This is a genomic window from Pseudomonas syringae CC1557 (assembly GCF_000452705.1).
Taxonomy (GTDB): domain Bacteria; phylum Pseudomonadota; class Gammaproteobacteria; order Pseudomonadales; family Pseudomonadaceae; genus Aquipseudomonas; species Aquipseudomonas syringae_F.
The window spans coordinates 1,189,836-1,214,518 of record NZ_CP007014.1 but is presented as its reverse complement, the minus strand read 5'-3'; the positions used below and the strand labels follow the sequence as shown (position 1 = coordinate 1,214,518).

Annotated in this window: 22 protein-coding genes and 2 pseudogenes; 10 read left to right on the top strand and 14 right to left on the bottom strand. The window is 59.8% G+C overall.

The features are described from left to right. Window positions 1–24: 24 nt before the first annotated feature. Window positions 25–615: a PadR family transcriptional regulator gene (locus N018_RS05765; protein WP_025389069.1), complete on the top strand. Its 591-nt coding sequence runs from the start codon at window positions 25–27 to the stop codon at window positions 613–615. Further along, window positions 612–1,378 (top strand): annotated as a pseudogene (locus N018_RS05760) (siderophore-interacting protein). The gene N018_RS05765 and the pseudogene N018_RS05760 overlap by 4 nt, the downstream one beginning before the upstream one ends. Window positions 1,379–1,393: 15 nt before the next feature. Here the strand turns inward: N018_RS05760 and N018_RS05755 are convergent. Together N018_RS05755 and N018_RS05750 are read right to left on the bottom strand one after the other, a co-directional pair. After that, on the bottom strand, window positions 1,394–2,053 hold the full coding sequence (locus N018_RS05755; protein WP_024645274.1) for a Pr6Pr family membrane protein: 660 nt from the start codon (window positions 2,051–2,053) through the stop codon (window positions 1,394–1,396). A gap of 71 nt (window positions 2,054–2,124) precedes the next feature. Further along, window positions 2,125–2,352, bottom strand: a complete 228-nt coding sequence (locus N018_RS05750) for a VF530 family DNA-binding protein (RefSeq protein ID WP_024645275.1) — start codon at window positions 2,350–2,352, stop codon at window positions 2,125–2,127. A gap of 444 nt (window positions 2,353–2,796) precedes the next feature. Between N018_RS05750 and N018_RS05745 the strand changes: the two genes are divergently transcribed. Then, complete coding sequence (locus N018_RS05745) at window positions 2,797–4,512, top strand: outer membrane protein assembly factor BamB family protein (protein ID WP_438826899.1); 1,716 nt, start codon at window positions 2,797–2,799, stop codon at window positions 4,510–4,512. Further along, window positions 4,503–5,216 (top strand): hypothetical protein, encoded by a 714-nt coding sequence (locus N018_RS28795; protein WP_438826898.1) that lies wholly within the window; start codon window positions 4,503–4,505, stop codon window positions 5,214–5,216. The genes N018_RS05745 and N018_RS28795 overlap by 10 nt, the downstream gene beginning before the upstream one ends. A 403-nt stretch (window positions 5,217–5,619) precedes the next feature. Here the strand turns inward: N018_RS28795 and N018_RS05740 are convergent, their stop codons facing one another. The 8 genes and pseudogenes from N018_RS05740 to N018_RS05705 form a co-directional block, all read right to left on the bottom strand. Beyond that, complete coding sequence (locus tag N018_RS05740; protein ID WP_025389068.1) at window positions 5,620–6,816, bottom strand: ABC transporter substrate-binding protein; 1,197 nt, start codon at window positions 6,814–6,816, stop codon at window positions 5,620–5,622. Further along, a complete protein-coding gene (locus tag N018_RS05735; RefSeq protein ID WP_025389067.1) occupies window positions 6,813–7,820 on the bottom strand; it encodes a CobW family GTP-binding protein in 1,008 nt (335 codons plus the stop codon). The genes N018_RS05740 and N018_RS05735 overlap by 4 nt, the downstream gene beginning before the upstream one ends. Beyond that, window positions 7,817–8,116 carry a hypothetical protein gene (locus N018_RS05730; RefSeq protein ID WP_025389066.1) on the bottom strand — a complete coding sequence of 100 codons (300 nt, stop codon included), beginning with the start codon at window positions 8,114–8,116 and terminating at the stop codon, window positions 7,817–7,819. The genes N018_RS05735 and N018_RS05730 overlap by 4 nt, the downstream gene beginning before the upstream one ends. Window positions 8,117–8,138: 22 nt before the next feature. Further along, window positions 8,139–8,888: an SDR family NAD(P)-dependent oxidoreductase gene (locus tag N018_RS05725; protein ID WP_025389065.1), complete on the bottom strand. Its 750-nt coding sequence runs from the start codon at window positions 8,886–8,888 to the stop codon at window positions 8,139–8,141. A gap of 182 nt (window positions 8,889–9,070) precedes the next feature. Beyond that, on the bottom strand, window positions 9,071–9,832 hold the full coding sequence (locus tag N018_RS05720; RefSeq protein WP_024645281.1) for an SDR family NAD(P)-dependent oxidoreductase: 762 nt from the start codon (window positions 9,830–9,832) through the stop codon (window positions 9,071–9,073). Window positions 9,833–9,842: 10 nt separating this feature from the next. Beyond that, window positions 9,843–10,625: pseudogene (locus N018_RS05715) on the bottom strand (MFS transporter); the annotation flags it as partial. A 146-nt stretch (window positions 10,626–10,771) separates the two neighbouring features. Beyond that, complete coding sequence (gene lpxH, locus N018_RS05710) at window positions 10,772–11,518, bottom strand: UDP-2,3-diacylglucosamine diphosphatase (RefSeq protein ID WP_024643746.1); 747 nt, start codon at window positions 11,516–11,518, stop codon at window positions 10,772–10,774. Next, complete coding sequence (locus N018_RS05705) at window positions 11,515–12,018, bottom strand: peptidylprolyl isomerase (RefSeq protein WP_024643745.1); 504 nt, start codon at window positions 12,016–12,018, stop codon at window positions 11,515–11,517. Before N018_RS05705 ends, lpxH begins: the two co-directional genes overlap by 4 nt. Window positions 12,019–12,225: 207 nt before the next feature. Here N018_RS05705 and N018_RS05700 point away from each other — a divergent pair, with 207 nt between their 5' ends. Together N018_RS05700 and cysS are read left to right on the top strand one after the other, a co-directional pair. Next, window positions 12,226–13,920, top strand: a complete 1,695-nt coding sequence (locus tag N018_RS05700; RefSeq protein ID WP_024643744.1) for a glutamine--tRNA ligase/YqeY domain fusion protein — start codon at window positions 12,226–12,228, stop codon at window positions 13,918–13,920. Window positions 13,921–13,939: 19 nt separating this feature from the next. Then, window positions 13,940–15,322, top strand: coding sequence for a cysteine--tRNA ligase (gene cysS, locus N018_RS05695; protein WP_024643743.1), 1,383 nt, complete (start codon window positions 13,940–13,942; stop codon window positions 15,320–15,322). Window positions 15,323–15,472: 150 nt separating this feature from the next. On the opposite strand, the gene N018_RS05690 is transcribed toward cysS, so the two are convergent. The 4 genes from N018_RS05690 to N018_RS05675 are packed head-to-tail and all read right to left on the bottom strand — an operon-like array spanning window position 15,473 to window position 19,787. After that, window positions 15,473–15,895: a group I truncated hemoglobin gene (locus N018_RS05690; protein WP_025389063.1), complete on the bottom strand. Its 423-nt coding sequence runs from the start codon at window positions 15,893–15,895 to the stop codon at window positions 15,473–15,475. Next, window positions 15,895–16,758 (bottom strand): DUF3034 family protein, encoded by an 864-nt coding sequence (locus N018_RS05685; RefSeq protein ID WP_024645286.1) that lies wholly within the window; start codon window positions 16,756–16,758, stop codon window positions 15,895–15,897. The genes N018_RS05690 and N018_RS05685 overlap by 1 nt, the downstream gene beginning before the upstream one ends. A gap of 3 nt (window positions 16,759–16,761) precedes the next feature. Next, window positions 16,762–19,116 carry a bifunctional diguanylate cyclase/phosphodiesterase gene (locus tag N018_RS05680; protein ID WP_025389062.1) on the bottom strand — a complete coding sequence of 785 codons (2,355 nt, stop codon included), beginning with the start codon at window positions 19,114–19,116 and terminating at the stop codon, window positions 16,762–16,764. Next, on the bottom strand, window positions 19,113–19,787 hold the full coding sequence (locus N018_RS05675) for a methylamine utilization protein (RefSeq protein ID WP_025389061.1): 675 nt from the start codon (window positions 19,785–19,787) through the stop codon (window positions 19,113–19,115). The genes N018_RS05680 and N018_RS05675 overlap by 4 nt, the downstream gene beginning before the upstream one ends. A gap of 180 nt (window positions 19,788–19,967) precedes the next feature. Between N018_RS05675 and lon the strand changes: the two genes are divergently transcribed. From lon to cmoB, 4 genes are all read left to right on the top strand, one after another. Then, complete coding sequence (lon, locus tag N018_RS05670) at window positions 19,968–22,385, top strand: endopeptidase La (protein ID WP_024645289.1); 2,418 nt, start codon at window positions 19,968–19,970, stop codon at window positions 22,383–22,385. Window positions 22,386–22,487: 102 nt separating this feature from the next. Beyond that, window positions 22,488–22,880 carry a protease inhibitor I42 family protein gene (locus N018_RS05665; RefSeq protein WP_025389060.1) on the top strand — a complete coding sequence of 131 codons (393 nt, stop codon included), beginning with the start codon at window positions 22,488–22,490 and terminating at the stop codon, window positions 22,878–22,880. A gap of 100 nt (window positions 22,881–22,980) precedes the next feature. Then, complete coding sequence (cmoA, locus tag N018_RS05660) at window positions 22,981–23,724, top strand: carboxy-S-adenosyl-L-methionine synthase CmoA (RefSeq protein ID WP_024645291.1); 744 nt, start codon at window positions 22,981–22,983, stop codon at window positions 23,722–23,724. Then, entirely contained in the window at window positions 23,721–24,680 is a 960-nt protein-coding gene (gene cmoB / locus N018_RS05655) for a tRNA 5-methoxyuridine(34)/uridine 5-oxyacetic acid(34) synthase CmoB (RefSeq protein WP_025389059.1), read from the top strand. The genes cmoA and cmoB overlap by 4 nt, the downstream gene beginning before the upstream one ends. Window positions 24,681–24,683: the final 3 nt, after the last annotated feature.

Below are 24,683 nucleotides of genomic sequence, written 5' to 3'. Positions count from 1 at the left end.
ACGTGTAACCAGAGATAAAAAAACATGCGTGAAGACAAGCACCCTCCCCACCACCGTCCGCCGCACCTTCGTGACGCGGGCGAAGACCGCGACGGTTTCGAAAAGCGCCCTGGCCGCGAACGCGGCGGCCGAGGCCCACGGGTCTTTGCTCCCGGTGATCTGAAATTGCTGCTGCTGGCGCTGATAGCCGAGCAGCCCGCCCATGGCTATGACCTGATCCGCAAGATTGAAGGCCTGTTCGATGGCGCGTACTGCCCCAGCCCTGGCGTGATCTACCCAACCCTGACCTTTCTCGAAGAAAGCGAAATGATCGCGGGCGACGCGCAGGCTGGCAAAAAGCTCTACACCGTGACCGACGCTGGCCGCAGTTCACTGCAGGATCAGGCTGTTGCACTGGACGGCGTGCGTACGCGCATCGATGTCAGCAAGCGATCGTTGCGCGGCCATGACCGTCCGCCAGAGATTCACGAAGCAGTACACAACCTGCGACATGCTCTGCAAATGCACCATGGTCGTTGGAGCCCGGAAGAAACCCTGCGGGTCAGTGAGTTGCTCAACACCACCGCCAAAGCCATCGTTGACGGGCCTCAATCTGCGTCGGAGGCTTCTGTATGAATTCGCCACAATCGATCCACCGCGTCATGCATGAAATCAAGCGCCGTAAGCTGGAAGTTCTGCGGGTCACGGACCTGACCCCGCTGATGCGTCGCATCACATTGCACGGACCGGAACTGACGGGCTTCATCAGTCTGGGGAGCGATGACCACGTCAAACTGTTCTTTCCACAAACACCGGAAGAGCAGGCGGCACTGGAAGACCTGAACGCGACCAGTGACAAGGACGCACCACGCCCGCCCATGCGCGACTACACCCCGCGCCGCTACGACGAAATCAGCGGCGAACTGGACATCGACTTTGTCCTGCATGGCGAAGGCCCGGCTGCCACGTGGGCCGCTCAGGCGCAACCGGACAGTTCCTGCACATCGCCGGGCCACGTGGTTCGATGGTCGTGCCGGACATCTTCGACAGCTATCTGCTGATTGGCGACGAGACCGCTATTCCGTCCATCGCCCGGCGTCTGGAAGCATTACCCGCCAACCGTGCTGCGCTGGTGGTGGTCGAGGTAGCCACCGAGCAGGAACAGCAGACCTTCCAGAGCGCGGCGCAGGTCGACGTTATCTGGATCGTGCGTGATGAACAGCAGCTTGTGGACGTTGTTCGCCGTCTGGAAATGCCTGAGGGCAAGCTGTATGCCTGGATTGCGACCGAGTCCGGTTTGTCACGCAAGCTGCGTCGGGTACTGCTGGACGAGTTCGGGCTGGAAGAAGACTTCGTCAAGGCCGCTGGCTACTGGAAACTGGGCGGCAGCGAAGAGTAAGCACTGCCGGGCGACTCATGCATTGCGACGAGACGCCCACTTGTCGATCCCGACCAGCAGCAGCGCAATCAGCACGAATCCGAGCAACACGCCCAGCGCGTTGCCGAACGCTTTCAGAAAACCGAGGGTGCCTACATCGATAAACGGGTACATGTAATCCCCGATCATGTCGCCCCGAAACAAAATGTAGGCAAAGTACACCACCGGATACAGCGCCCACTGCGCAACATGTTTCAAACGCAGCTGGCCTTTGGGCACAAACAGCCACCAATACACCACGAAGGCCAGCGGCATGACATCGTGCAGCAATTCATCGGTAACCCACTGCCAGCCCTGCGGATGCCACAAGTGGCGTAACAGCAGGTTGTAGGCGATGCCAACCAGCGCAATGCTTGCCGCGATGCCTGCGCACACCACCGGGTGGCGGAAAAAACGATGGCCCGCCGATTGACGATGAGTCAGCGCGCAGCTCAGGGCAACCGCTACGAGGGTATTGGTGAGCACAGTAAAGAAGCTGAAAAACCGCACCAGCCCGCCCAACAGGCTGGCATGGTCGGCGTAACGCCCCATGAAAATCAGATAAAGCTGAATCACCAGCCCCGCCCAGCCCAGACAGGCGGCCACCAGGGCGTAATAGCGCTGTCCCTGCGCAAGTTGCGGATGTTGGCTGTGCATCGATGTGTTTCCTTGAGTACCGGCGTCCGTGCCGGGCGTGTAGGGCAAAGCTCAGGGGCCTGAAAAAAGCGCTACCAGCCTTTGCCGCGATGCAGCTTTACATACAACGCTTCTACTTTTTCGCGTGCCCAGGGCGTCTTGCGCAGGAACGTCAGGCTGGACTTGATGCTCGGATCGCTCTTGAAGCAGCGAATGTCGATGCGCTCGGCCAGCCCCGACCACTCGTAGTGCTCGACCAGCGCTCTGAGAATCTGCTCCAGCGTAACGCCGTGCAGCGGATCGGAAATGGGTGTTGTCATGATGAACCTTGAAGCTGATGAATGGAAAATCGCACCTGAACAGATCACCGGGACCGCTCGGGGGTTTCCAGAAGTCTGCCATTGTAAGCGCCGCGCTTTCATAAAACACATACCGCTAACGCACTGTTGCGGGCCTCGCAATGATCCATGTCACGTTTAAAGCTTTTCGAGAAATCGTTAGCGCCCTATCATTGCCATTTAAGGATTAAAGATTTTCCCTCCTACAGAGGTTCCTTCGAGTAAACGTCGATGCACGAATTCAAGCCGCAGGGGTCTACGAGTCAATGACCATGGCGGGTTGACTACACTATTGCGTTTTGCTTGCCGACTGAATTCGACTGTCGGTGATTCGTCTCAATAAGCAGCTTCAAGGAATGGCGCCAAGGTAGGCGATGCATAAGAAAACAAAATATCAATCACTTACTTCTCGCGGAGATTCGCTTTATGAGCACTGACGGTGCTTCAAATGGAAATCGCCTGTTACCGACCCTGCTCGGGCTGGTGATTCTGCTGATGGGGCTGGCGCTGCTGATTGGTGGCATTCGGCTGCTGCAGCTGGATGGCTCTCTTTATTACCTGCTGGCGGGTATCGGTTTTGCTGTGACAGGCGTGCTGCTGATAACCGGACGCGCTGCTGCGCTCGGTCTCTACGCACTGCTGCTGTTCGCGAGCACGGTATGGTCGTTGTGGGAAGTCGGTCTGGACTGGTGGCAACTGGTGCCACGCCTGGCACTGTGGTTCGCACTCGGCATCGTTCTGCTGCTGCCTTGGTTCCGCCGCCCATTGCTGCTCAAGGGCCCGGCGCGCATGGGCACAGGTGCATTGAGCATCGCTGTGGTGCTGGCCGGTCTGACCGCTCTGGCGAGCCAGTTCACCCACCCTGGCCGTATCGAGGGCCAACTGGACCGTGAAACGGCCGGCACCACCAACACCGCTCCGGCCATGCCCGACGGCGACTGGCAGTCTTATGGCCGCACCGCGTTCGGTGATCGCTACTCGCCATTGGCGCAGATCACGCCGGGAAAACGTCAACAAGCTGGAGCCGGCCTGGACCTATCGCACTGGCGACATTCCGGGCCGAATGACCCAGGCGAAACCACCGCCGAGAACACCCCGCTCAAAGTCAACGGCATGCTCTACGTGTGTACGCCACACAGCCAGGTGATTGCCCTTGATCCGGATTCGGGCAAGGAAATCTGGCGCTTTGATCCGAAGCTCAGCACTCAGAACGCTGCCAACTTCAAGGGTTGGGCGCACATGACCTGCCGTGGCGTTTCCTACCATGACGACGCCGCGTATGCTGCCAGCGCCCCGGCGCAAAGCCCGGCTGCACCCGCTGCTGATAGTAGCGCCAGCGCCAGTGCCTGCCCACGCAGAATCTTCCTGCCGACTGCTGACACCCGCCTGATCGCCCTGAACGCCGACACTGGCAAGATGTGCGAAGACTTCGGTAACAAGGGTTCGATTGATCTGACGGCCAACATGGGTACGTTCGCACCGGGTGGCTACTACTCCACCTCGCCACCGGCAGTGACCAAGGACCTGGTGATCATCGGCGGCCACGTCACCGACAACGTCTCCATGGACGAACCGTCCGGCGTGATCCGTGCGTATGACGTGCACACCGGTCGTCTGGTCTGGAACTGGGACAGCGGCAACCCGGAAGCAACAGCGCCGATTGCCGATGGCAAAATCTACACCCGCAACTCGCCAAACATGTGGTCCATGTTCAGCGTCGATGAAAAACTTGGCCTGATCTACCTGCCGATGGGCAACCAGACGCCTGACCAATGGGGCGGCGACCGTACACCAGATTCCGAGAAGTACAGCGCGGGCCTGGTTGCGCTGGACATCGCAAGCGGTCGTGTACGCTGGAACTTCCAGTTCACTCACCATGACCTGTGGGACATGGACGTGGGCGGTCAACCGACGCTGCTGGACATGAAAACTGCCGACGGCGTCAAGCCAGCGGTACTGGCATCGACCAAGCAGGGCAGCATCTACGTGCTGGACCGCAGCACCGGTCAGCCTATCGTGCCGATCAACGAAGTACCGGTTCCACAAGGCGCTGTTGCAGGCGACCACACGTCGCCCACTCAACCCAAGTCCGACCTGAACTTCATGCCGCCTCCGCTCAAGGAACGCGACATGTGGGCGTGACGCCGTTTGATCAGATGATGTGCCGGATCGACTTCAAGTCGCTGCGTTACGACGGCCCGTTCACCCCGCCGTCGTTGCAGGGTTCGATCGTTTATCCGGGTAACTTTGGCGTGTTCGACTGGGGCGGCATTTCGGTCGATCCGGTGCGCCAGATTGCCTTCGTCAACCCGAACTACATGGCGTTCCGTTCGAAGCTGGTACCCTCCGCCGAAGTCGAAGGCGGCCCGGGTCGCAAGAGCGAAACCGAAGGCGTGCAGCCAAACAAGGGCGCGCCGTATGGCGTGATTCTCGAAGCACTGCTGTCGCCAATGGGCCTGCCCTGCCAGGCGCCTGCGTGGGGTTACATCGCAGCGGTCGATCTGACCACCCAGAAAACCATCTGGAAGCACAAGAACGGCACTGTCCGCGACAGCTCGCCGATTCCCATCCCGCTGACCATGGGTGTTCCAAGCCTCGGCGGTCCGATCACGACCGCCAGCGGCCTGGCCTTCATGAGCGCGACACTTGACCAGTACCTGCGTGCTTATGACGTGCGTAACGGCAAGCAACTGTGGGAAGCCCGCCTGCCAGCAGGCGCGCAAACCACGCCGATGACCTACACCGGCAAGGACGGTCAGCAATACGTGCTGGTCGTGGCTGGCGGCCACGGCTCGCTGGGCACTAAACAGGGTGACTACGTGATGGCGTTCAAACTGCCGAAATAAGGTGGTGTTGAGGTGAATGAAAAGCGGCTATCGAGAGGTAGCCGCTTTTTTTTGCCATTGAAGCCTTGACCTAGGTTGCACCTGCCAGCGGGCACGGCCGCAGATCTGTGACGCAGAGCGTCACGAAATGCATGCCCACGCGGAGCGTTGGCACGATAGGGTTCAGGAGATTATCGTTCCGCACGCTCCAGCGTGGGAACGCCGTTCTGGACGCTCTGCGTCCGATCTTGGATGCGCGGCGCAGCGGTGACCTGTGACGCGGAGCGTCACGAAATGCATGCCTACGCGGAGCGTTGGCACGATCGGGTTTTCAAGATCACCTCTCGTTCCGCACGCTCCAGCGTGGGAACACCGTTCTGGACGCTCTGCGTCCGCTCTCGAGGGCCTCGATCAATGCGAATACCTAGCGCGCTTTCGCGCTGCTTTTGCCACTGGCGCGCAGGATGTCGCTCCAGCGGCGGACGAGGTAGTTGTGTTCGTTCATGACCGAGTTCCATACGGCGATGTGGCCCATGCGCTCTTCGTAAGAGCCGCCGTCGCGAACTTCTCCGGCGTCGATCAGTGGCAGGCCGTCACTGCCGAGGAGTTGTTCGCGAGCCGGCAGGCCGGCGTACCAGTAGTCCCATTCGGCTGCGCTCAGGTGGTAGCGACTGCGCGCCGGGTTGCCGATGTAATAACCCTGCCGCGCCATCACGGCGCCCGGCCAGCCGGACAGCCACCAGTTCAGGTAGGCATAGGCGGCATCCAGCACCGGGCCCTTGGCGTGGCGTGACAGGGAGAGCCCGCCGAACCAGCCGCGATAGCCTTCCTTAGGCACCGCCACCCGGTATTTCACGCCAGCGCGGTGCAGCCTGACCAGCGTCGGCGACCACAGGCTCTGGATGTCGATTGTCGGGCTGAGCATCAGTTCGGCAGCTTCTTCGTCATCGGACCAGAATGCGCCGAAATGCCCTTGCTGCTGTTTACGCACCAGCACATCGGCCAGCAGGTCGATCTCTTCGATGCTCATGTTGCCGATGTCGTTGAATTTCGCGAGACCCGCACCTTGCACGGCCAGTGCCGCATCCAGAGCACCGATGGCCGCGTCGCTCTGTAACGCGATACGCCCGCCCCATGCAGGGTCCAGCAACCAGCCCCAGCTTTCATCGGCAGAACTCAGACCGTCCGGCAAGCGCTCGGGGCGGTAGGCGAAACTGTCGGCGTTGTGGGTCAGTGGCAGCATGCTGATGCGCTCGGTCACCGCACTGCCCAGACTGCCGTCGTGCTGTACGAACAAACGCTCGCTGGGCACGCTGCCACTGCCCGGTTGATCTGTAGGCCGCAACCGCCCTCGTTTGGGCAGGTCGTTGATTTCATGCCACAGCGCGATACGCCGCGTGTCGATAGGCTGAATCGCCCGCGCCGGCCAGACGAAGTCGACGTTGTGGAACCATTGGTCGTAGAGGTCGTAACTGTCCGGCTGCATGACCGCGATGCGTTGCGCGGTCTGCACGTCATGAATCTGATAGACCAGCTTAATGCCCAGTTCCTGCTCGGCCCGCTCACGCAAGGATTCGAGCAAGGTCACCGAGGTGCCGAGGACGCGCAAGGTGATGGTCATGCGGCTGACTCGCTTCGCGGCGGGGCGAAGCTGCTGGAAAACACCTCGAACGAGCGACGCAACAACTCCGGGTCAAGCCCGCGCAAAATGAACACCAGTCGCGAAGTCCGATCCTCTCCCGGCCAGGCCGCAAGATGCACGGGCGCGTGCAGGCAATGCTGCACGCCATGAATCACGATGGGAGCCTGGTTGTCGTTCACGTTAAGCAGCCCTTTGACACGGAGGATTCGTTCGCCGTGGCATCTTAACAGCATCGATAGCCACACCCCGAAACCGACCCAGTCGAGCGGACGCTCGAAGGTCAGGCAGCAGACCTGCGCGTCGCCATGACGCGCTGCCGTCGACTCGACGCGGTGCAGTTGCCAGCGGGTCACTTCGGCCGCCGGCTCGGCGCTACGCACGCCCTCCCCGAGCAGCAACTGATCACCGCTATGAACCTGCGCCGTGTCCAGCAGCGGCGCAGAAAAATTCAGCGCTTGCAGATGCTGACGCAGCGCGTCGAGCGCGGACTCGTCCACCAGGTCAGTCTTGCTCAGCAACAGCCGATCCGCCGCCGCAATCTGGGCCAGCCACTCCGGGTGCAGGCGTTCTTGCAACGCCGCGTGACAGGCATCCACCAGGGTAACGATCAAGCCGATGTGAAAGCGACCGCGCAATTGCGGGTCGTTACTCAGCGTGGTGAGGATAGGCGCCGGATCAGCCAGGCCGGTGGTTTCCAGAATCACTCGCCGAAACGCCGGAATTTCCCCGCGATTACGCCGATCAAGCAGGCTGAGCAAAGCGTCTTTCAATTCGCCGCGCACGGTGCAGCAGACACAGCCGCTGGGCAGCAGCACGGTGTCCGGCGCTACTTCTTCGACCAGCAGGTGGTCAATGCCGACATCGCCGAACTCGTTGATCAGCAGCGCCGTATCGCCCATGTTTTCGTCGGCCAGCAGGCGCTTGAGCAAGGTGGTCTTGCCGCTGCCGAGGAAGCCGGTAATCACATTCAGGGCAATGCTCATGATGACCTCTGCAGATGCTCAAGCAGACCGGCATCCAGGGGATCCAGCGGCCGCCCGATCAACAGTTCGGCTTTCTGCCAAAGCTGTTCCAGACCGGTTGCCAGCTCCTGCTTGCCGGTGGCACCGAGCAGCAAGTAGGAAACGCCCTGAAAGTCCTCGACCTTGAGACGAAACGGCGCGACCACCTTGTTGATCGCAGCGATACGCCGCAAACGCTCGCGCCGCCGGGGCAGCTCGGCTGCCAGCGGATCGCTCCAGTGCACGTCTTCGCCCAACAGGCCACACAGTCCACACATCAGCGGTGCTCCAGCAGGTTGCTCATGGCATGACATCGCCGGAATTGGGGCCCAGTGTCTGACCGACGAACAGGTTGCCTCCCGGCTCACTGGCCAGCAGCACGGCCACAGGCGCGACTTCTTCGGCCAGACCGAAACGGCCCAGCGGCAGCTCGGCAGCCTTGGCGATTTTCCAGGCGCTGCTGATGCCCGCCACCAGCGGTGTTTCGATAGGACCGGGCGCGATGGCGTTGACCAGCACGTTGTCTTTGGCGACTTCCAGTGCCAGCGATTTGCTGAAGCCGATAACCCCGGCCTTCGCGGCGGCGTAATGCGTCAGCTCGGCACCGCCCTTGATGCCCAGTTGCGACGCAACATTAATGATGCGTCCCCAGCGCTGCGCAATCATGTGTGGCAACGCCCGCTGGCTGGCCACGAATACGCTGGTCAGGTCGACGCGCAACATGTCGTTCCACATCTCGATGCTCAGGTCGACGCAGCGGGCCTGAGTGAGCATGCCCGCGTTATTGACCAGAATGTCGATGCCACCGTAGTGCGCGACGCAGGCATCGACGCTGGCCTGCGCACCTTCGACACTGCCGACGTCAGCCACACATTCCTGCACGTGCGCGCCAAGCTGGCGGCATTGTTCGGCGACCTTTGCCAGGCTGGCCGGATCACGATCACCCAGCACCAGATGCGCGCCTTCAACGGCGTAGGCACGGGCGATGGCGGCACCAATGCCGCTGCCTGCACCGGTGATCACTGCCCGCTTTTGTTTGAGTTGTTGCATGGGTTGGGGTCCTTGGTTGGTTTGGGGATCACTGCTTGGTGCGCACCAAAGCTCAGTGACAGACACTCCATTTCCAGCGTCTGCACCGACCTCTTCGCGAGCAAGGCGGAGCGGCGCCACGGTCGCTCCCACACTTTTGCGCTCACACATCGATCTCTTGCATTGATCGGGTCCGCTTCGGTCTACCCCGGCCAGCGTACGGTCAACCCGCCGTCGATGACGATGCTTTGCCCGGTCAGGTAACTGGCTTCGTCACTGCACAGAAAACGTACCAGCGCAGCGACCTCATCCGCTCGGCCGACGCGGCCCAGCGGGATGGCTTTAGCTGCCTGTGCGAGACCTTCCGGCCCCAGCGAGTTCTGGCTGTCCAGCGACTGCGGCGTCTCGATCAAGCCCGGAATCACCGCGTTGCACCGAATGCCTTTCGGCGCCAGTTCCACCGCCAATGAACGACACAGACCCGGTACGCCCGCCTTGGCCGCTGCGTAATGGGAATGGTCCTGCCAGCCGTAAACTCCACCGGCAATCGAAGAGATCGCCACCAGCGCCCCGCCCTCGCCTATGTGCCGGGCCGCCGCGCGAAAAGTACGCATCACGCCGGTCAGGTCCACGTCGAGCATTTCGTTCCAGCGCTGGTCCGTCATTTCCAGCAACGGCGCCCGACGCAGCAACCCGGCATTGGCCACCGCGTAGTCGAGGCGGCCAAAAGTCTTGACTGCCTGCACAGCCAGATCATCGACTGATTCGGTGAAGGTCACGTCCAGCGGCAGCATCAGACATTCTCCGCCCGCTGCCTCCACCAGTTGACGGGTTCTTTCCGGATCATGCGGGTCAGCCGGGTAATACCCGCCTGCCACGGCAACACCCTGGCGGGCGAAGGCCACGGCCAGCGCCTGACCGATGCCGCTGGCGGCACCGGTAACCATTGCAACTTTACGAATCATGGGCTGCTCCTTATTTCACGGTTTCAGGTCGCACATGCTTGGCAGCGAACATCAGCGCACCCGACAGGAAGCAAGGCACGGCACCGAAGTACAGCGCCGACGTCTGCCAGTCACCGCCAGCGCTCAGTACCGACGTGGCACCGAAACCGGCCACCACGGCGCCAAGCGGCCCCATGGCATGAATGATTGCGCCACCGGTGGCACGGATGCTGGTCGGGAAGCTTTCACTGATGAAGAACAACGCCGCCGAGTAAGGTCCGATCAGGAAGAACAGCCCCAGGCTGTAAAGCCCGACAACCATAACCATGCTGCTTGGCCCGTAGAGCATACCGGCGAAGGCCAGACCGCCGAGCATCCAGCCAAGGCCGATCACGTTGCGACGGCCGATCCGGTCACCCATCCAGCCATGACACAGGTAACCGCAGTAGCCCACCAGGTTGGACAGCACCAGAATGATCAGCGAGTTTTCAAACGAGATGTGGTGAACACTGACGATCACCGTGGTGCCCAGCACGCTGAACACCTGGATCGCCGCCCAGTTGAGCAGGATCGCCACACCGATCACCAGCGTGGCGCGAAGCGAAGAACCTCTGAAGGCGGCGCTGAAACCGGCCTTGCTGTGCTCGTCGTAATCGACCCCGTAAGTCTGGGCCACGGCTTGCGCCTGACTGACGTCACCTTTCTTGCGCAGTTGAGTGATGCGCTGGTGGATCTGGAATTGCGGGCTCTCTTTGAGCTTGCGCGCCATGATCGCAATGATGATGGCCGGGATGGCCGCGAACACGAAGCACCCCTAGGGCGCCGTAAGGGCGCAAAGGTGACCTGAGCCAGAAACATGCATCATTGATGTCGCAGAACAGCCGTGTGACGCAGAGCGTCACGAACTGCATTACCACGCGGAGTGGTATGACACCACTGAACCGCAGCGTTTCCGCGCCATCAATTCAACAACGCAGTCGTCTCGGGCACAAAGTCGAACGAACTCAGATTGAATCCCTGACCATCCACCTGCAACGTCCAGCCCTGACGATCCCAGTCACCCAGCACAATGCGTCTGGCCGCCTGATCGCCAATCTGCAACTTATGGATCGCCGGGCGATGGGTATGGCCGTGAACCAGCGTACGCACGCCGAACTGCTGCATGATCCTCGGCACTTCCTCCGGGGTCACATCGACAATATCGTTGGCTTTCATGCTGGTTTGCGCGCGGCTTTCGTTACGCAGCTTGCGCGCCAGTTTGTGGCGAGTGCTCAGCGGCAGGTGGCGCAGGATGAAAAGCGTCAGCGGATGGCGCAGATAGCGGCGCATCCGGATATAGCCTTCATCGCGGGTACACAGGCTGTCGCCGTGCATCAGCAGCACAGGCTCACCGTTCAACTGTACGACACTGGGATCGCTCAACAGCGTGCAACCCGCTGCCTTGCAAAAGCCCTTGCCGATCATGAAGTCACGGTTGCCGTGCATCAGAAAAATTCGTGTGCCGCTGTCGCTCAGTTCGCGCAGGGCTTTGCAGATCGAAAGCTGGAAAGGCGACATCGCATCGTCGCCGATCCACACTTCGAAGAAATCCCCGAGAATGTACAGCGCCTCGGCAGTGCGGGCGCGGCCGGCAAGGAGATCCAGAAACGCCCGGGTAATGTCCGGGCGCTCCTGTTCAAGATGCAGATCGGAGATCAGCAGTATCACTCAATGATCTCGGCTTTCTCGATGATCACGTCTTCTACCGGTACGTCCTGATGACCAGCCTTGCTGGAAGTCGGGACGCCTTTGATCTTGTCGACCACGTCAGTGCCTTCGATCACTTCGGCGAACACCGCATAACCCCAGCCCTGAGTGGTCTTTGCGCTGTGGTTCAGGAACGCGTTGTCAGCCACGTTGATGAAGAACTGCGCGGAAGCCGAATGCGGCTCCATGGTGCGGGCCATGGCAACGCTGTACTTCTTGTTCGGCAGGCCATTGTCGGCTTCGTTCTGGATGCTCGGGCGCTTGTCTTTCTTTTCTTTCATGCCTGGCTCGAAACCGCCGCCCTGGACCATGAAGTTGCCGATGACACGGTGGAAAACCGTGTTCTCGTAGTGGCCGGCGTTAACGTATTCGATGAAGTTGGCTACAGTCAGCGGCGCTTTTTCTGCGTTGAGTTGCAGAACGATGTCGCCGTGGTTGGTGGTCAGCTTTACTTTGGACATATGAAAAGTCGCTCTCTGGGCAGGTATGAATGGTCGTAGTATGACCCTGACGCGCAGTTTACAGGCGAGGTTACATTTTTCCCCGCTTTTGCAGCTTTTATACCTTCAAGTACGCAGTCTGTTGTCAGGGGCTTGACCGCTTCGGCTATGATAAGCGCTTTGATTTAGTCGGCCTACCCTGGCCGCGCACAGTATGCCAAGGATCTTATGAGCAAGCCCACTCCAGAACCCGCTGCCAATTCAAAGGCAGGCCCAGCCGTACCGACCAATTTTCTGCGTCCGATCGTGCAGGCCGACCTGGATTCGGGCAAGCACAGCAAAATCATTACCCGCTTCCCGCCGGAGCCCAACGGCTACCTGCACATCGGTCATGCCAAGTCGATTTGCGTGAATTTCGGTCTGGCCAAGGAGTTCGGTGGCGATACGCACCTGCGTTTCGACGACACCAACCCGGCCAAGGAAGACCAGGAATACATCGACGCCATCATGAGTGACGTCAAATGGCTGGGCTTTGAGTGGGCGGGTGAAGTGCGCTATGCCTCGCAGTATTTCGATCAGTTGCACGACTGGGCTGTCGAACTGATCAAGGCGGGCAAGGCCTATGTGGACGACCTGACTCCCGAGCAGGCGCGCGAATACCGTGGCACCCTGACCGAACCGGGCAAGAACAGCCCGTTCCGTGAACGCAGCGCCGAGGAAAACCTCGACCTGTTCGCACGCATGAAGGCCGGCGAATTCGAAGACGGCGCTCGTGTTCTGCGCGCCAAGATCGACATGGCCTCGCCGAACATGAACCTGCGTGACCCGATCATCTATCGCATTCGGCATGCCCATCACCACCAGACGGGCGACAAGTGGTGCATCTATCCGATCTATGACTTCACCCATGGTCAGTCGGATGCCATCGAAGGGATCACCCATTCGATCTGCACGCTGGAGTTCGAAAGCCATCGTCCACTGTATGACTGGTTCCTCGACAACCTGCCGGTGCCGTGCAAGCCGCGCCAGTACGAGTTCTCGCGCCTGAACCTGAACTACACCATCACCAGCAAGCGCAAGCTCAAGCAACTGGTTGACGAGAAACACGTCAGCGGTTGGGATGACCCGCGCATGTCGACGTTGTCAGGCTTCCGCCGTCGCGGCTACACGCCGAAGTCGATTCGCAATTTCTGCGAAATGATCGGCACCAACCGCTCCGACGGCGTGGTCGATTTCGGCATGCTCGAATTCAGCATTCGTGATGATCTCGACCACAGCGCTCCGCGCGCCATGTGCGTGCTGCGCCCGCTGAAAGTCGTGATCACCAACTATCCGGAAGGTCAGGTCGAGAAGCTGGAGCTGCCGCGCCATCCGAAAGAAGACCTCGGTGTGCGCGAGCTGCCTTTTTCGCGGGAAATCTACATCGACCGCGACGATTACATGGAAGAGCCGCCAAAAGGCTACAAGCGTCTGGAGCCGAACGGCGAAGTGCGTTTGCGTGGCAGCTATGTGATTCGTGCCGACGAAGCGATCAAGGATGCCGACGGTAATATCGTCGAACTGCGTTGCTCCTACGATCCTGACACCCTGGGCAAGAACCCTGAAGGTCGTAAGGTCAAGGGCGTCGTGCACTGGGTGCCAGCGGCAGAAAGCGTGGAATGTGAAGTGCGCTTGTATGATCGCCTGTTCCGCTCCGCCAACCCGGAGAAAGCCGAAGACAGTGCCAGCTTCCTGGACAACATCAACCCGGACTCCCTGCAAGTACTGACTGGTTGTCGTGCCGAGCCTTCATTGGGGCAAGCGCAACCGGAAGACCGTTTCCAGTTCGAACGCGAAGGTTATTTCTGCGCGGACATCAAGGACTCGAAACCTGGTCGACCCGTCTTCAACCGCACGGTGACGTTGCGGGATTCCTGGACCTGAGATGTCTGAGGGGCAGAAAGTGCTTTCTATTTACAACACGCTCACCAAGAGCAAAGAAGTTTTCAAACCGCTGGATGGCAACAAGGTGCGCATGTACGTCTGCGGGATGACCGTTTATGACTACTGCCACCTGGGCCATGGCCGCAGCATGGTGGCGTTCGATCTGGTGACTCGCTGGTTGCGTTTCAGCGGGTATGAGCTGACCTATGTCCGCAACATCACTGACATTGACGACAAGATCATCAATCGTGCGCGTGACAACGGTGAGTCCTTCAACGCGCTGACGGCACGCATGATCGATGCGATGCATGAGGACGAGGCGCGCCTCAATATCCTCAAACCGGACATGGAACCGCGTGCCACCGATCATATTCCCGGCATGCACGCGATGATCCAGACCCTGATCGACAAGGGCTATGCCTATGCGCCGGGCAACGGCGATGTGTATTACCGGGTTGGCAAGTTTCAGGGTTACGGCAAGCTGTCGCGCAAGAAGATCGAAGACCTGCGCATCGGCGCGCGCATCGAAGTAGACGAGTCCAAGGAAGATCCGCTGGACTTTGTGCTCTGGAAAGGCGTCAAGCCGGGCGAGCCGAGCTGGGAATCGCCGTGGGGCGCCGGGCGTCCGGGCTGGCACATCGAATGCTCGGTGATGTCGACCTGCTGCCTGGGTGACACCTTCGACATTCATGGCGGCGGCAGCGATCTTGAGTTTCCACACCATGAAAACGAAATCGCCCAGAGCGAAGCGGCCACTGGCAAGACTTACGCCAACGCCTGGTTGCACTGCGGCATGATTCGCATCAATGGCGAGAAGATGTCCAAGTCCTTGAACAACTTCTTCACCATTCGTGACGTGCTGGAGAAATACCACCCGGAAGTTGTGCGTTACCTGTTGGTGTCGAGCCATTACCGCAGCGCGATCAATTATTCCGAAGACAGCCTGCGTGAATCGAAGGCAGCCCTGGAGCGCTTCTATCACGCGCTCAAGGGCTTGCCGGTTGCCGAGCCTGCGGGTGGCGAGGCGTTGGTCGAGCGTTTCAGCGCTGCAATGAATGACGATTTCGGCACGCCTGAAGCCTGTGCCGTGCTGTTCGAGATGGTCCGTGAGATCAATCGTCTTCGCGAATCCGATGTCGCCACAGCGGCGGGTCTGGCGGCGCGTTTGAAACAGTTGGCCAGTGTTCTGGGTGTTCTGCAGCTGGAAGCCGACGACTTCTTGCGTGCAGGCGCTGAAGGGCGGGTCGATGCAGTTGAAGTTGAAGCGCTGATTCAAGCGCGTCTGGCCGCTCGTGCAGCGAAAGACTGGGCCGAATCCGACCGGATCCGCGACCAGATCACCGCCATGGGCGTACTACTGGAAGATGGCAAAGGCGGCACGACCTGGCGTCTGGCGGACTGATCAAGGCAGGCTGATTTTGATTCTCGTTACCACGCTCTGCGTGGTAATGCATTTCGTGACGCTCCGCGTCACATTGCAGTCATGGCGCGTCACGGACTGCATGTCAACACGGAGCATTGGCACGATAGTCATCAACCGTCATGAGTCAGGTTACTTGCCGATCACCTCGCCCCTCATCGGAGCCAGCCGGGCGATGAGGCGATTTTGTACGGGGACAGGGATGTTCTCGGCATCCATTGATGCAATCAGGTTTTCGACCAGCGCATTGAAGTCGCTGGGTGTCAGGTTCTGGCCTTTGTGGGACTCGGCCATGCTGTCGCCGGCATAGCGGCATGGCCCGCCGGCTTCGACACACAGTTTCTCTACCAGCCGGTCGCGCAACAACACGATGTTGACCCTTTTGAAGTGCTCGGAGATGCGCGCATCCCTGGCCACATTGATCAGCATGCCTTCAACAACCCGCTGGATACCGGCACGCTGGCCCAGGTCCTGATAGAGGCTGTCGTCCTTAGCCGGTTGCTGCGCGCAACCGGCCAGCAGCGTCAGCATCAGGCAGATCAACAAACGCCTCATCAGAAGCTCCCCTGCACGGACAGGTAGGTACCGTTCTGGTTATCCAGCGTGGCGATTTCACCCAGCCTTGCGTAGGCCAGCACGACAGACAGGTGCTTGTTGGGGAAGTACCCGACGAACACGTCTGCCCAATCGCTTTCGCCTGCGAACGACAGGTTGTCCGGCTTCTCGCGATATTCGACACCCATTGCCCAGCGAGGGTTGAACAAGACCGCTACCGAACCTTCCTTGAGCACGCTGCGGCTGTCACGCCGGTCACCGCCAAACCCGAGCAGGCCGGTTTCGTTGGCACGGCTGTAACGCACTCCGCCGTTGACCACCACGTTGTAGCCGAACGCCGCGCCCATGAACAACCGGCTGGCCGTCAGGTAACCTTCAACGTCCGAATCACGCTGCGCGCCGACCAGGCTGGGGATGAGAAAATCATTCTGGTGTTTGTACTGCACGCCCAGCGATACCTGCGGCAGGTTGTCGTAGATCAGGTCGCCGAACAAGCGCAATTTGACGCCGAACACGTCCTGGCTGAGGTTATCGTCCGGCAGGCTGAGCCGATGCTGCAAGGTGCTGATATCGAAACGCTGGTGAGCGTAGGACAGTTCGACGCGGTTACCGTAAGCGAAAGCCAGGCCTGCGACGTCCAGGTTGTAATCCGGCAGATTGACATGCGTGGCAAAGGCCGTTGCGCCCCACTCGCCCTGCTCGCTATAACCGGTGATCACCGCCCAGGGCGTGATGCCACCGCCAGCACTGCCTTCAATGCTGGTTGCGCCTCCCGTGGCGATCAAGCGACCGTTATCAGCCAGCGCAAGCGGTGCAACAGCGCCCAGAACACAACCCAACACCAACGGAATTCGGTAGGACATGACTTAGTTCACCAAAAGGCCGGGTAACGCCTGAAAGTTGGCAATCCATGCTTCAAAGGCGCTGGCCGTCAACGGACGGCTAATCAGGTAACCCTGTGCCGTGTCGCAGTGCCAGCGGCGGAGCAGGTCCAGGCTACGTTGATATTCAACACCTTCGGCCACGACTTTGAGCCCGAGGTTGTGGCTCATTTCGATGGTCGAACGCACGATCACGGCGTCTTCACTGGTTTCATCCAGATCGCGTACAAAGGATTGGTCGATTTTCAATTCCTGCACCGGCAGTCGCTTCAAGTGCGCCAGCGATGAATAACCGGTGCCGAAGTCATCGATAGACAGACTGATGCCGCATTCGCGCAGGCGGTGCAGAACGATCAACGCCTTTTCCGGCTCACTCATGACGGCGCTTTCGGTGATTTCGAACACCAGTTGTTCTGCCGGCACGCCATATTGCTTGATCAGGCGCATGGCATATCCGGCCAGATCACCGCTCAACAAGTCATCGGCGGAAATATTGACCGACACTTGCAACACCAGCCCACGCTGGCGCCAGTCGGCCAACTGCCGAAACGTTTCTTCGATGACCCAGTCGGTCAACAGATGAATACTGCCAGTGCGCTCGGCCAGCACAATGAATTCAGCCGGCGAGACATTGCCGAACCGCGGGTGCGTCCAGCGCAGCAGGGCTTCGGCCTGCCGCACATAGCCCTGGCGGATGTCCAGTTTGGGCTGGTAATGCAGCGTCAGTTCGCCGTTCTGCGGGGCTTTGCGCAAGTCGCGAATCAGACAGATCTGGCGCTGGTGGGCAAGGTCGCGACCATCCTCATAGATTTGCAGACGGCCGGGCAGGAATGTGGCGTCTTTGCGGGCAATCGCCGCTCGGCTGACCAGCTCCTGGGCTGAGCCACCGTGTTCCGGGAACACCGTGATGCCAACACAGCATTCAAGTGCCAGATCCAGATTGTCGATGCGCGGCAGTCCGGCGATTAAACGTTGCACCGAGTCGCCCATGCCTACCGCGCCGTCGCTGGTGGTGTTATCCAGCAACAACAGGAATTCGGTAGCAGTCAGCCGAGCGACTGTATCGCCGGCACGCAAGATGCCTTGCAGACGCTGGCCCACCTGACGCAACAACTGCTCTACCCCTTCGGCACCCGCACTTTCACTGATTGTCGCGAGGTTGCTGATACCCAGGTACAACAGCGCAACCGGACGTTCGGCAGCAATCGAGCTGCCCAGACGCTCCATGACCAGCGCCCGATTGGGCAGGCCGGTCAGGTTGTCATGCAGCGCGTTGTGCGCAAGCTGGCCTTCACGAACAGCAATGCCATGCTGCATGGTATTGATCGCATCGGCGAGCATGCCCAGTTCATCGTTGCGGGCCATGTTTACCGGGGTTTCATAATCACCGTCACCAATGCGCTTGGCGGCAATCGCCAGTGCCCGCACCGGCAATGAAACGCTGCGCGCCAGTGCCAGCGTACCGATCAATGAGGCCAGCACGGCGGCCATTGAAATCCAGAAAATCTTTTCATCCAGCGGCGCAAAAGCCTGAAAAGCTTTGTCGAGTGGGCTTTGCAGCAGCGCAATCACTTGCCCGTCGCCAGCATTGCCAGTATTGGCAAGCATCAGGGTCTGACTCAGGAAGTTCAGGTTAGCCTGCTCGGTGACCCGCATCTGCCCACCGGAAGAGCTCCTCATCAGTTCGATCAGCCCTTCGTGCATTGCGGGCGGCTGGGTACTGATCAAATTGCCCGGCTGACCGTTTTCCACGGTGAGAAAAGACACTTCCAGGCCGCTGAGCGAGCGCAGTTCCTCGGCAATGTCGCCGTCAATGGCGAACCCCATGACAACGCGACCGATCGGCAAAGGCGCCAACACGGTGCTTTCCACCAACAAATGGGGCGTTCCACCACCCGGGATGATCAGCACCGACTGACCGGCGCGCTTGGCGTTGCGCAACGCCTGGTTATAAATGAACAGGGAGCCTTCGGGCACTTCGGGGACTGTGCTGGCAATCACCACACCGTCCATCCCCAGCAGGAACATGTCACTGGCGTTGATCCGCTTGCCGTGGTTAAGCAGTACGGAGCGAATGGTCGATGCGTCAGCGCTGGCCACCGCATCGCGAAAGCCGAAATCGGACGCCAGCAACTGCACGGCGTCACGCAAGCGCTTGCCACGCAGGTCCATCAAGCGCTCAAACACCCGGCTACCGACTTCCAGTTGCGCCTGCGCCTGGGTACGTACTGCATCCCCGGTCGCAACCTTGACCGCCAGAAAGACGGCACACACAACGATCAGCAACAGGGCAATCAAAACCCCGGCGATACGCACCTGAAAGCTGATTTTAAACTTCATTCATGGGTGGCCTTGTGAAAGGCTTCGCCAAACCCGCCCGCCGCAGGTTTTACAGGTTTGTCCTCGGCTTTCGGTTCGACATTCAGCTTGAAGCGCTGAACCAGGCCTGCGGCAGGCACATCGAACTCGCCGCCAGCCACCGGCTGCATGTCTTCCAGCTGCGGGTGCCAGAGTGTGGCGGCGTAGTGCCCGGCAGGCAGCTGATCGAGTTTCAGCAGTCCGTTACTGTCCGTCACGCCGAACCAAGGCTCGTCGGTCACGTAGATGTAGCCAACCATCCAGTCGTGAATATTGCAGCCAAGTACCACGACACCAGCCTTGTCGAACAGCAGCGGGGCCGACGGCGTGCCTTCATAGAGACGCAATTCAAAGCGTTTGGCCGGAGAAAAAGAATAAACCTGATGGCGAATGTTGTCGCTGTTGGGAAATCGGACCTGCGTGCCGGTGTGAACCGCCAGTACGTAGGGCGCAAATTCCTGCTCGCGCTGATCCATCGCCGCCTGGAGTACAACGGGCGCAGTACCGGGGGGGCCTTTGAGGGTCAGCACTGCGTCTGCAAGAGGCTTGCCCTGGCTGTCGAACATTTGCGCGGTAAAGGACGCGGCCGATGCTGTCGCAGCCGATGCCATCCACAATCCAGCCAGCAATGCAGAAATAACTACGTTGGTCATACCTGATTCAACCCATAGCGGCAGCGCCGCAATCAAATAAGCCAGCACGGTTCAGTGCTGACTGCCTCCATGCCACGAAATAGCGGTTTTACTGCCGCTTAACAGACTATCGACCAAGACTATTGAAACCTGAGGGCTGCTGCCCCATCTAAGAGCCATGTTCAACTTCTCAGGTGCCCCATGAGCGACCAGCAGACAGACTCGCCAGATTTGACCGATGACGCAGACGAGCACGACGTGTCGCTGAGTTCTGACAGCACCTCGCTTGCCTTGCCCGGCCAGAACCTGCCGGACAAGGTTTACATCATTCCGATTCACAACCGTCCCTTCTTCCCTGCGCAAGTGTTACCGGTGATCGTCAATGAAGAGCCGTGGGCCGAGACCCTCGAGCTGGTCAGCAAGTCCGATCATCACTCGCTTGCGCTGTTCTTCATGGACACGCCGCAGGAAGATCCCCGCCACTTCGACACCGCCGCGCTCCCCGAGTATGGCACTTTGGTCAAGGTTCACCACGCCAGTCGTGAAAATGGTCGCTTGCAGTTCGTGGCTCAAGGCCTGAGCCGCGTGCGTATTCGCACTTGGCTCAAGCATCATCGCCCGCCTTATCTGGTTGAAGTCGAGTACCCGCAGCAGCCCAACGAGCCAACCGACGAGGTAAAGGCGTACGGCATGGCGCTGATCAATGCGATCAAGGAACTGCTGCCGCTCAACCCGTTGTACAGCGAAGAATTGAAGAATTACCTCAATCGCTTCAGCCCCAACGATCCTTCGCCGCTCACCGACTTTGCAGCTGCACTGACGTCTGCCACCGGCGTCGAGCTGCAACAGGTGCTCGACTGCGTGCCGATGCTCAAGCGCATGGAAAAAGTCCTGCCCATGCTGCGCAAGGAAGTCGAGGTTGCGCGCCTGCAGAAAGAGATCTCGGCCGAGGTGAATCGCAAGATCGGCGAGCATCAGCGCCAGTTCTTCCTCAAGGAGCAGCTCAAGGTCATTCAGCAGGAGCTGGGGCTGAGCAAGGACGATCGCAGTGCGGACATCGAACAATTCGAGCAGCGCCTCGAAGGCAAGACGTTGCCGCCACAGGCGCGCAAGAAGTTCGATGAGGAAATAGGCAAGCTCAAGGTGCTGGAAACAGGCTCGCCTGAATACGCGGTGACGCGTAATTATCTGGACTGGACCAGCTCGTTGCCGTGGGGCGTCTATGGTGCCGACAAGCTGGACCTCAAGCATGCGCGCAAAGTGCTCGATCAGCACCACGCCGGGCTGGATGACATCAAGGCGCGGATCCTCGAATTCCTCGCGGTGGGTGCTTATAAAGGCGAAATCAGCGGTTCGATCGTGCTGCTGGTTGGCCCGCCCGGCGTGGGCAAGACCAGCGTCGGCCGTTCGATTGCCGAATCCCTGGGTCGGCCGTTCTATCGCCTGAGCGTGGGCGGCATGCGTGACGAGGCCGAGATCAAGGGCCATCGCCGCACGTATATCGGTGCCCAGCCGGGCAAGCTGGTGCAGGCGCTGAAAGACGTCGAAGTCATGAACCCGGTGATCATGCTCGATGAAATCGACAAGATGGGCCAGAGCTATCAGGGCGACCCTGCGTCTGCGCTGCTGGAAACCCTGGACCCGGAACAGAACGTCGAATTTCTCGATCACTATCTGGACCTGCGTCTGGACCTGTCGAAGGTGCTGTTCATTTGCACCGCCAACACCCTGGACTCGATCCCCGGTCCGTTGCTTGACCGGATGGAAGTGATTCGCCTGTCTGGCTACATCACCGAAGAGAAACTGGCGATTGCCAAGCGGCACTTGTGGCCCAAGCAGTTGGCGAAAGCCGGCGTGGCGAAAAACAAGTTGAGTATCAGTGACACAGCACTGCGCGCCGTCATCGAAGGCTATGCGCGAGAAGCCGGTGTACGGCATCTGGAAAAACAGCTCGGCAAACTGGTGCGCAAAGCTGTCGTGAAACTGCTGGATGCGCCTGATTCAGTGATCAAGATCGGGCCAAAAGACCTCGAAGCGTCGCTGGGCATGCCGGTGTTCCGCAGCGAACAGGTGCTGTCGGGGGTTGGCGTGATTACCGGTCTGGCCTGGACCAGCATGGGCGGCGCCACCCTGCCGATCGAAGCCACGCGTATTCACACCTTGAACCGTGGCTTCAAGCTGACCGGGCAATTGGGCGATGTGATGAAGGAGTCGGCAGAAATCGCTTATAGCTACGTCAGTGCCAATCTGGCGAAGTTTGGCGGCGATGCGAAGTTCTTCGATGAAGCGTTCGTGCACGTTCACGTTCCCGAGGGCGCAACCCCGAAGGACGGTCCGAGCGCAGGCGTGACCATGGCCAGTGCCTTGCTGTCGCTGGCGCGTAATCAGGCGCCGAAGAAAGGCGTCGCCATGACCGGCGAACTGACCTTGACGGGCCATGTGCTGCCTATCGGTGGCGTGCGCGAAAAGGTCATTGCCGCCCGTCGCCAGAAAATCCACGAACTGATCCTGCCAGAGCCGAACCGTGGCAATTTCGAGGAACTGCCGGATTATCTCAAGGAAGGCATCACCGTCCACTTCGCGAAGCGCTTTGCGGATGTGGTGAAAGTGCTGTTTTAAAGGTGGGAGGGGCGCAGATCCCAAGCGGATTCTGCGCCCCACTCCCGCACAAAACCCTGATCGGTTATCCTTTGGCATCGTCTCGCAATACCGGAACTTGCCATGACCCCTGCCCGTTTTATCGCACCGTTGAGCCTTGCGCTGCTGACGGCGTGCGCTCAGACGCCGAAGAATATTGTTTCCATCGACACGCAAAGCGATTGCCCGCTGACACTCAAGTCCGGGCAGACGCTGATTCTGACGCTGCCCAGCAACCCGACAACCGGCTTTCGCTGGCTGACCCAGAACCCGGCGCAGAGTGTCCTGCGCAGTCTGGGGCCTGAGGTGTATGCCAACGCCGAAAGCAAGGAGACGGTCGGCAACGGCGGACAGTCTGTGTGGCGCTATAAGGCCACCGACGCTGGCACCGGCAAGCTGATGATGACCTATCAGCAGCCCTGGGCCCCGGAAGTACCGCCGGAACAGACGTTCGAGTGCTCAATCACCGTGAACTGATGCGTGGGGTGCGGCTGGTCCGAGCGCACACGCTGCACCATGCATCCCGGCGACAAGTTGGCTAGAATGCCCGCCTTTCAAAGCCTTCGCCGGAACCGCCGTGAGCAAAGAACCCGACCGCATTTTCGCCCAGCCCCTGGCTCAGGTGCCTGACTTCGCCTTCAACGAAGACGTGGTTCGGGTATTCCCGGACATGATCAAACGCTCGGTGCCAGGCTACCCGACGATTGTCGAAAACCTCGGTGTGCTCGCCGCGCAGTTCGCACAGCCTCACACCGTGCTGTATGACCTCGGCAGTTCATTGGGTGCTGTCACTCAAGCCCTGCGTCGTCATGTACGCGGCGAAGGCTGTGAAGTCATTGCGATAGACAATTCCAGCGCAATGGTCGAGCGCTGCCGTGAGTACCTCAACGCGCAGAATTCGATGTTTCAGGAGTTACTACCGGTGCAAGTCATCGAGGGCGATATCCTGGCCCTGGAGTTCAAGCCAGCCTCGGTCGTGGCGTTGAATTTCACCCTGCAATTCATCGCTCCCGAGCAACGCCTGGCGTTGCTCGGCCGTATTCGTGACGCATTGGTACCGGGTGGCGCGCTGATCCTTTCCGAAAAACTGCGTTTCAACGATGAGCAGGAACAGGCGCTGCTGACTGATCTGCACATCGCCTTCAAACGCGCCAACGGCTACAGCGATCTGGAAATCTCCCAGAAACGCAGTGCCATCGAAAACGTCATGAAACCCGACAGCCTTGAAGAACACCGCCAGCGCCTGCTGGCGGCAGGCTTTTCCAAGGTCGTGCCCTGGTTCCAATGCCTTAACTTTGCCTCGTTGATTGCCCTGCCATGATTGATCTCGCTCCTCTTGTCCGTCGTCTGGCGGGAACCCCTTTGGCTGAATGGGCCAATGGCCTGCAGGCACAACTCGACACCAAGATGACCAAGGGGCACGGTGACCTGCAACGCTGGCAAAGTGCACTGGATGCATTGCCGGAACTGCAACCTGAAAAAGTCGATCTGGCTGACAGCTTTACCCTGGAAACCGAGTGCGATGGCGAAACCCGTACCGTGCTGCGTAAAGCGCTGCTCGGTTTGTCGCCATGGCGCAAAGGGCCGTTCAACGTATTCGGCGTGCATATCGATACCGAATGGCGCTCGGACTGGAAGTGGTCGCGGGTGTCACCACACCTCGATCTGAAGGGCAAACGCGTCCTGGACGTAGGGTGCGGCAACGGCTATTACCAATGGCGCATGCTGGGTGCCGGTGCCGACAGCGTGATCGGCGTCGACCCTAACTGGCTGTTCTTCTGCCAGTTCCAGGCCATGCAGCGCTACCTGCCTGACCTTCCCGCCTGGCACCTGCCCTTCGCGCTTGAAGACCTGCCGGCCAATCTGGAAGGCTTCGACACGGTGTTCTCCATGGGCGTGCTGTATCACCGCAAATCGCCGATCGACCATTTGCTGGCGCTGAAAGACTGTCTGGTCAAAGGTGGCGAACTGGTCATGGAAACCCTGGTGGTGCCGGGCGATGTGCATCAGGTGCTGGTGCCGGAAGACCGTTACGCGCAAATGCGCAACGTATGGTTCCTGCCCTCAGTGCCCGCGCTGGAGCTGTGGATGCGCCGCGCAGGCTTTACTGACGTGCGTTGCGTGGACGTCAGCCACACGACAGTCGAAGAACAGCGCAGCACCGAGTGGATGCGCTTTCAGTCATTGAGCGATTATCTGGACCCTGCCGATCACAGCAAGACGGTAGAAGGCCTGCCAGCACCCATGCGTGCGGTGATCGTGGGGCGCAAGCCTTGACCG

Bases quoted from the DNA above. Each gene is read 5' to 3' on its own strand.
- N018_RS05705 (WP_024643745.1), bottom strand. From the start codon at position 12,018: ATGTCCAAAGTAAAGCTGACCACCAACCACGGCGACATCGTTCTGCAA.
- N018_RS05685 (WP_024645286.1), bottom strand. From the start codon at position 16,758: ATGTCCTACCGAATTCCGTTGGTGTTGGGTTGTGTTCTGGGCGCTGTT.
- N018_RS05765 (WP_025389069.1), top strand. From the start codon at position 25: ATGCGTGAAGACAAGCACCCTCCCCACCACCGTCCGCCGCACCTTCGT.
- N018_RS05690 (WP_025389063.1), bottom strand. From the start codon at position 15,895: ATGAGGCGTTTGTTGATCTGCCTGATGCTGACGCTGCTGGCCGGTTGC.
- N018_RS05665 (WP_025389060.1), top strand. From the start codon at position 22,488: ATGACCCCTGCCCGTTTTATCGCACCGTTGAGCCTTGCGCTGCTGACG.
- N018_RS05755 (WP_024645274.1), bottom strand. From the start codon at position 2,053: ATGCACAGCCAACATCCGCAACTTGCGCAGGGACAGCGCTATTACGCC.
- N018_RS05680 (WP_025389062.1), bottom strand. From the start codon at position 19,116: ATGAAGTTTAAAATCAGCTTTCAGGTGCGTATCGCCGGGGTTTTGATT.
- N018_RS05730 (WP_025389066.1), bottom strand. From the start codon at position 8,116: ATGTGTGGACTGTGTGGCCTGTTGGGCGAAGACGTGCACTGGAGCGAT.
- lon (WP_024645289.1), top strand. From the start codon at position 19,968: ATGAGCGACCAGCAGACAGACTCGCCAGATTTGACCGATGACGCAGAC.
- N018_RS05725 (WP_025389065.1), bottom strand. From the start codon at position 8,888: ATGCAACAACTCAAACAAAAGCGGGCAGTGATCACCGGTGCAGGCAGC.
- cmoB (WP_025389059.1), top strand. From the start codon at position 23,721: ATGATTGATCTCGCTCCTCTTGTCCGTCGTCTGGCGGGAACCCCTTTG.
- N018_RS05720 (WP_024645281.1), bottom strand. From the start codon at position 9,832: ATGATTCGTAAAGTTGCAATGGTTACCGGTGCCGCCAGCGGCATCGGT.
- N018_RS05675 (WP_025389061.1), bottom strand. From the start codon at position 19,787: ATGACCAACGTAGTTATTTCTGCATTGCTGGCTGGATTGTGGATGGCA.
- N018_RS05740 (WP_025389068.1), bottom strand. From the start codon at position 6,816: ATGACCATCACCTTGCGCGTCCTCGGCACCTCGGTGACCTTGCTCGAA.
- N018_RS05745 (WP_438826899.1), top strand. From the start codon at position 2,797: ATGAGCACTGACGGTGCTTCAAATGGAAATCGCCTGTTACCGACCCTG.
- N018_RS05700 (WP_024643744.1), top strand. From the start codon at position 12,226: ATGAGCAAGCCCACTCCAGAACCCGCTGCCAATTCAAAGGCAGGCCCA.
- N018_RS05750 (WP_024645275.1), bottom strand. From the start codon at position 2,352: ATGACAACACCCATTTCCGATCCGCTGCACGGCGTTACGCTGGAGCAG.
- N018_RS05735 (WP_025389067.1), bottom strand. From the start codon at position 7,820: ATGAGCATTGCCCTGAATGTGATTACCGGCTTCCTCGGCAGCGGCAAG.